At 71.5% G+C, this 235-nt stretch carries 1 protein-coding gene; it reads right to left on the bottom strand.

Going from position 1 to position 235, the window contains the following annotated elements:
* Positions 1-235 (bottom strand): aminotransferase class I/II-fold pyridoxal phosphate-dependent enzyme (locus R0J87_RS24835; protein ID WP_498889697.1); only part of this gene is annotated, 235 nt, incomplete at both ends.

Genomic DNA, 235 nt, shown 5'->3' with positions numbered 1-235 from the left:
CTGGTAGGCCTCGTCGACGATCCCGATGCCCCGCGCCGCCTCGTAGACGGCTTCGACGACGTCCAGGCCGGGCGGGGTGCCGGTGGGATTGTTCGGGGTGCACAGGATGATCACGTCGGGGTCCGCGGTGCGCACCTGCCCCGCTGCCTCCCCCGGTGTGATCGTGTAGTCGGGCTGCCTCGTCCCGGGGATCCACTGCGCGCCCGTGCCCTGCGCGATGAGCGGGTACATCGAG

It is taken from the genome of Halomonas sp. SIMBA_159 (genome assembly GCF_046536035.1).
Taxonomy (GTDB): Bacteria; Pseudomonadota; Gammaproteobacteria; order Pseudomonadales; family Halomonadaceae; genus Vreelandella; species Vreelandella venusta_A.
This window is presented reverse-complemented; position numbering and strand designations above follow the sequence as displayed.